Source organism: Bradyrhizobium sp. Kon56, assembly GCF_055807635.1.
In genome coordinates, this window is the sequence record NZ_JBVVOU010000452.1 from 1 (window position 1) to 265 (window position 265).

Here is a 265-nt window from a genome sequence, read left to right on the forward strand (position 1 = left end):
CCTGGAAGTTGCAGCAGGAAATTCGCCAGCGCGGCGAAACGCCGTTGTTGTTTCTGACCACGCCCAATGGCATTGAAGACCGTCTGCGTGGGTTGGAATTGCATGAGGACGATTATCTGCTCAAGCCGTTCGAAGCCAAGGAACTGGTGGCGCGGGTGAGGAAGGTGTTGCGGCGTGATCGAGGGCGTTGAGGGCCTGGGCCATTGCTATCGGGGGCAAGCCCCCTCCCACATTTTGACTGTATTCACAAATCAACTGTGGGAGG

The 265-nt window shown here is 57.4% G+C and carries 1 protein-coding gene; it reads left to right on the forward strand.

Going from position 1 to position 265, the window contains the following annotated elements:
* On the forward strand, positions 1-191 hold a 191-nt coding region (locus tag AC0L3B_RS39640; protein WP_473383313.1), incomplete at its 5' end, for a response regulator.
* Positions 192-265: the final 74 nt, after the last annotated feature.